Raw genomic sequence first — 6,062 nt, forward strand, 5'->3', positions numbered from 1 at the left:
CCCCCCAACCCCCCCTTGAACCAGGGGGGGAGTAAGAGTTGATTTCCCAAGCTTTGCGGGGGGAGCAAGAGTTGATTTCCCAAGCTTTGCGGGCGATTCGAGTGTTTCTTGTCCCCCCCTGGTTCAAGGGGGGCTAGGGGGGTTCTACGCAGTTGATATATAATGAAAGGCTGCATCAAAAACAAGTAGTCTGGAGGGCAATATGTCACGGAAATGTCAGCTAACGGGCAAGAAGGCGAATAACGGTTTTGCGGTTTCTCACTCGCACCACCGCACTCACAAGTTGCAAGAAGCAAATTTGCAGTGGAAGCGGATTTGGTGGCCGCAGCAAAAGCGCTGGGTAAAGTTACACCTTTCTACGAAAGCGATTAAAACCTTGGAACACAAGGGTTTGGAAATTATGGCTAAGGAAGCTGGTATTAACCTTTTCAAGCTTTAAATAACCTTGTTAGTTGAGCAAAGGGCGATCGTATACATTAAAAGTGCGATCGCCCTTACTTTTATATACTGAAAAAGTTGAGGCAGAAACCGGGTTTTTTTAGATAAACACTGCATCATAACCTTAAATTTAGATAAAAAACCCGGTTTCTTGGGCATTGATGCGTCCAGGAAATTTTAACTTTTAGAGAAAAACCTGGATTAGAGGAATTTTCGGCATTTCAGTAAATAAGTAGTCATCTTCCCCTTACCTTTAACTTCGATGGCACCGCGATTTTCAAAAAAATACTTTTCTCGCAATTGCTGATAAGTTGCCGCTGTCACCTGAATGCACCCAGGCGAACCGTGAGATTCCATGCGGGAAGCGGTGTTAACGGTGTCTCCCCACAAATCGTAAATAAATTTTTTAATACCGATGACTCCAGCGACAACCGGGCCGGTATTGATCCCGATTCTGATACTAAAATCTTGATTGTGGGTATTGCTGAATTCAATAATTGCCTGCTGCATATCCAGGGCCATTTCTGCGATCGCCTCTGCGTGATCTGGGCGAGTAATTGGTAGCCCTCCCACTACCATGTAAGCATCGCCAATCGTCTTAATTTTTTCCAAACCGTGCCTTTCTGCTAAGTTGTCAAAAGTCGAAAAAATATCATTCAGCAACGCAACTAATTCTGTTGGAGAAACTCGCGCACTCAATTGAGTAAAACCTACGATGTCCGCAAATAATACAGTAACATCAGCAAAAGTATCTGCGATCGTGCTATCTCCCCGCTTCAACCGATTTGCTATTTCTGCCGGCAAAATATTCAACAACAACCGTTCTGACTGTGCTTGTTGAACTCGCAGTGCATTTAAAGTTTCATTGAGAGCATTAGTTCGTTCTTCAACTCTAGATTCTAGCTCTTCATTCAGCTTGCCAAGCGCAATTTCAGCCCGCCTGCGGTCTGTGATATCCGTACCGATTGCCAGCAGCCCCGCGAACTTTCCGGCCGCATCAAACAGCGGTTTATTTGCCCAGGATACGCAAACGCGAGATCCACTGCGCCGCATACTTTCATTTTCATTTGTTGTATACTGTTCCGGGTTATTTAAAATATTGCTCAATAACACGGCCTGGTCGTTTCCCCCTGTATCTGTCTGGGGTATAATTGTGCCAACTGCGTGTTTTCCCAGTATTTCTTCTTCTCTGTAACCAAAAAAATTCTGTGCAAACTCGTTAAAAAAAGTAATATTACCTTCCGTATCTAGTTTTAAAATAATGCTGTTAGCATTTTCGACCAATTCCCGATACTTAACTTCGCTTTGCCGCAGCAAATCCTCTGCTGATGCGCGTTCTGCCACTGTGGCAGCTAACAGCAGCGAAGTAATTACAATTACGCTCATGAAAGCCTGCAAAAATAAGATGGCTTGATTAATATTTATGGCTTTGGCAATAAACGGGCCACCTCCCTGAGAACCTCCCCAAATGGCAATACTGGATACAATAAAATATGCTAAAACAGCCCCGCGCTGGCCGAATTGAATGGTTGCCCAAATCACCAACGGAAATGGCAAGTATTCTAGGGGATAGCCGGATAGATTGCTATCAGTTTTTGATGTGTATACTAGCCAACTGACTATTATTAATAGTAGCAAACATATGGCGCGCAAAATTAGATTTACAAATGTTTTAATTTTATTTTTTTGTTGATTGCGTGTCGCTATTTTATGGTAAAATATTAGCAGCATCGGAGTAAAAATCAAAACTCCTAAGGTGTCTCCCAGATACCAATTCCACCGAATTTCCCAATATTCGCTCCAGTCAATAAGACCAGTCAAACACAGCCGCAGCGTGCCGAGAGTGCAGTTGATTTGAGTGGCAACTACAGCACCGCAAAAAATTAAATTGACTACATCAATTAGTCGAGCCAGTGAGGGGCGAAACTTGAACTGTTGCAGCAAAGTAAATGCGCATAAAGCTTGCAAACAACCGCAAAAAGCACTAATTGTTGCATTTATTAAGGATATTTTGAGGTTGAGAGTCTCGTAAAAAAATACGCCTAAAGCTATTCCCGGCCAAAGGCGCCGACCAAATAATAAAACTGCGGCTTGGGCAATTCCTGCGGGCGGCCAGACGCAGGTAGCTAATTTATTCACGCCGGGGATTGAAGATGCTATTTTAGCTCCTAAAGCGTAAGCAAAGGCAATGACAGCTATTTTTCCTAAATATTGCCAATTTATAGATTGAATAAATCGCAGAAATTGATTTTTGTTTTGGTTCATATTGACTTTTATATTTTTAACTAACTATACCAACCGCCAAAACCATTAGGACATTTTTAATTATTTAAATAGAATTGTTGGCTTTGTTTGTACGGGCTAAGCACAGGTGCGTTGCTACTCAAAAAATTGATTTAAGTTGAGGTATTTTTACTGGCGACACACCCTACAACGACTATTTATTGCTTCTTTCTTTTTGCCTCTTTCATCTTCCTTATTTTACAACTTAATTTTTGTGAGAAAATAAGTGTTCATCTTGCCTTTGCCTTTGACTTCAATGGTGCCGCGACTTTCTAATAAATACTTGTCCTGCAATCGCTCGTAAGTTGCAGATGTGACTTGAATTTGACCGGGTAAGCCGTGAGATTCCATGCGGGAAGCGGTGTTAACTGTGTCTCCCCACAAATCGTAGATAAATTTTTTGATGCCGATGACTCCGGCGACAACCGGGCCGCTGTTGATGCCGATTCTGATGCTGAAATCTTGATTGTTGGTATTGCTGAAGTCAATAATTGCCTGCTGCATATCCAGGGCCATTTGGGCGATCGCCTCTGCGTGATCGCTGCGGGGCATGGGAAGCCCTCCCACTACCATGTAAGCGTCGCCAATCGTCTTAATTTTTTCCAATCCGTGCTTTTGGGCTAGGCGATCGAATGTCGAAAAAATGTCGTTAAGCAAGGAAACTAATTCCTGCGGAGAAATTTGGGAACTAATTTGCGTAAAACCGACTATATCTGCAAACAATACTGTAACTTCTGCAAAAGTATCGGCGATGATACTTTGGTCTTGTTTGAGTCTTTCGGCGATCGGTTGCGGTAAAACGTTCAGCAGCAGACGGTCAGATTTTTCTTGTTCTAAGCGCAAAGCTGCCTCAGCTTCTTTGCGAGTTGTGATATCTTGAACAGTACCTTCGTAAGAAAGCAAATTGCCATGTCTATCAGAGACAGTATAAGCATTTTCGGCAATCCAAATTATACTGCCATCTTGACGGTAAACCTGAGATTCAAAATCCGATACTTTGCCGTTTTTTTGCATTAAGTTGATGATTTCGGCGCGGCGTTCTGGGTCTACATATAGCTGGCGGTTGATATCAGTTAAATTTGCCAGCATTTCCTCACAGGAACTGTAACCATAAATGCGAATTAAAGCAGGGTTGACGCTGAGATATTCTCCATCTGGAGTAGTTTGAAAGATGCCGACGATCGCCTTTTCAAAAATGCTGCGGTATTTTGCTTCAGCTTGTCGCAGGGCTGCTTCAGCGCGCTGGCGTTCTCGCGCTTCCACTGCGAAAGTTACAGAGTCTGTTAGAGAAACAGCGAAACTTTGTTCTTCAATAGTCCAATAACGGGGCATTCCTACGTGTTCCAAACAGAGAACTCCTGCTGTTTCTGGGCCTATTTGAATCGGCGTATTTAGGATGGAAGTGATGCCCAGCGGAATTAAGTGGGACTCCACCAATTCTCTAGTTCTAAAATCTTTTTGGGCGTCAAAGGCAGCTATTGCCGGTTCTTCTCGCAATGCTTGAAAATAGACAGGATAGTCTGCGGCTGCTAATTCTAAACCGTCTGAGTGCTGGTTGAGGGCGCGATCGAACAAATCCAGGCACTCCATCTTGGATTTAGGGCGATCGTACAACCAGATACTCGATCGCGCAACTTCCAGAGTACGGCTAGCAGTTTCAGTAATTTCTTGAAGCGCTTTGGTTAAGTCGCCTTGATTCAGCGCTTTATTTTTGGCTAAATCAATTAATGCCGATTTCTGTTTCTGTAGCTGAAGTTCGCTTTGTTTCAGGGCATTTGTGCGTTCTTTAACTCGGAGTTCTAACTCTTCATTCAGATGAAGCAGCTCTATTTCAGCTTTTCGGCGATCGGTGATATCCGTGCCGATGCAGAGGATGCCCAAAAGTTCTCCTGCTGCATCAACCAGTGGCTTATTTGCCCAAGACACCCAAACGCGAGCTCCGTTGCGCCGGATATTTTCATTTTCATAGCTGGTAAAGCGATCGGGATTTTGTAAAATCTGATTGTAAACCAACTCTAAGTTATTTCCTTCGATGTCGCTCATGGGAATGATTGTTCCCACAGCACTTTTCCCCAGGATTTCTTCCTGATTGTAGCCAAAGAATATTTCTGCAAACTCATTAAAAAAAGTAATCGTGCCGTCGGGAGTTAGTTTGACAATAATACTGTTAGCATTTTCCACCAATTCTCGATATTTAATTTCGCTTACTCGCAGAGAATTTTCTGCCTCCGCGCGTTCGGCTACCGTCGCGGCTAATAACAACGAAGTAATTGTCACTACCGCCATAAAGGCTTGTAAAAATAAGATAGCCTGATTAATATTTTCGGATTTCGCTATAAACGGCCCGCCTCCGTGAGAACTGCCAAAAATTGCGATGCTCGATACAATGAACGAAGCCAGGACAGCGGCCCGCTGACCGAATTGGAGCGCTGCCCAAATTATCAAAGGAAACGGCAAATATTCCAGGGGATAGCGAGAAATAGAAGCGTCATTTTTTGACTCAAATACCAGCCAGCTCACCCCAATTAATAATATCAACCATACTCCCCGCCAAATTAAATAATTTTTAGGGAGCTCGGTTAGTCTTTTGAAGCGATTGGCGGTTGCCTTAGGACGCAAAAATATTAAAATCAAAGGAGTTAAAATTAAAACTCCCATTGCATCTCCCAGCCACCAATTCCACCGGAGCGACCAATATTCTGTCCAATCTACTTTGCCAGCTAAATATATGGAAAACGCGCCAATAGTGCAACTAATCTGAGTAGAAACTAAACCGCCAAATAAAATTAAATTAACTACATCTTTCAAACGTTCTAGAGACGGACGAAACCCCAGCCAGCGCAGTACAGTTGCCGCAAAAACAGCTTGCAAAACTGCTCCTACGTTACCTCCCACCCAAATTGCAAATATCTGTTCGCTTGGGTTAACTAAATTGAGGAAAAATATACCCAAAACAATCGCAGGCCAAACTTTTGGGCCAAACAATAAAAGTCCGGCTTGTGCAATTCCTGCGGGCGGCCACACCGAGGAAGCAAAGGGATTGACGCCTTGAATTGCAAATGCTAGCCTCGCCCCCACGGCGATCGCGATCGCCACGAGAGTTACTTGGGCCAAGTAGCGCCCTATTCGGGATTGAGGGAATCGAAGAAACTGATTTAGGTTCAGATTCATGTCGAGTTCTAAGTTTTATATAAGTTTGTGTAGGGTGCGCAGTGCGCACCTTGCTAGCCTCAATGTAGGTGCAGCGCGCACCTTATACCAATTTTTTGTGAGGCTACTCCCGAATCCGATCCCCCCTAACCCCCCTTAATAAGGGGGGGACAAGATTCCGGTCAAAGTCC

Annotated in this window: 3 protein-coding genes; 1 reads left to right on the forward strand and 2 read right to left on the reverse strand. The window is 43.8% G+C overall.

The genetic code is table 11. The features are described 5' to 3' along the window. Positions 1-202 precede the first annotated feature (202 nt). The gene (rpmB, locus tag QT974_RS29550) at positions 203-439 is read left to right on the forward strand and encodes a 50S ribosomal protein L28 (RefSeq protein ID WP_333471950.1); all 237 of its coding nucleotides are present in this window, start codon (positions 203-205) and stop codon (positions 437-439) included. Positions 440-639: 200 nt separating this feature from the next. Here the strand turns inward: rpmB and QT974_RS29555 are convergent, their stop codons facing one another. Together QT974_RS29555 and QT974_RS29560 are read right to left on the reverse strand one after the other, a co-directional pair. Further along, the gene (locus QT974_RS29555; RefSeq protein WP_333471951.1) at positions 640-2,703 is read right to left on the reverse strand and encodes an adenylate/guanylate cyclase domain-containing protein; all 2,064 of its coding nucleotides are present in this window, start codon (positions 2,701-2,703) and stop codon (positions 640-642) included. 216 nt (positions 2,704-2,919) lie between these two features. Then, on the reverse strand, positions 2,920-5,892 hold the full coding sequence (locus QT974_RS29560; RefSeq protein ID WP_333471952.1) for an adenylate/guanylate cyclase domain-containing protein: 2,973 nt from the start codon (positions 5,890-5,892) through the stop codon (positions 2,920-2,922). Positions 5,893-6,062: the final 170 nt, after the last annotated feature.

The sequence above is a fragment of the Microcoleus sp. BM001215392 genome (assembly GCF_036700185.1).
Classification (GTDB): Bacteria; Cyanobacteriota; Cyanobacteriia; order Cyanobacteriales; family Microcoleaceae; genus Microcoleus.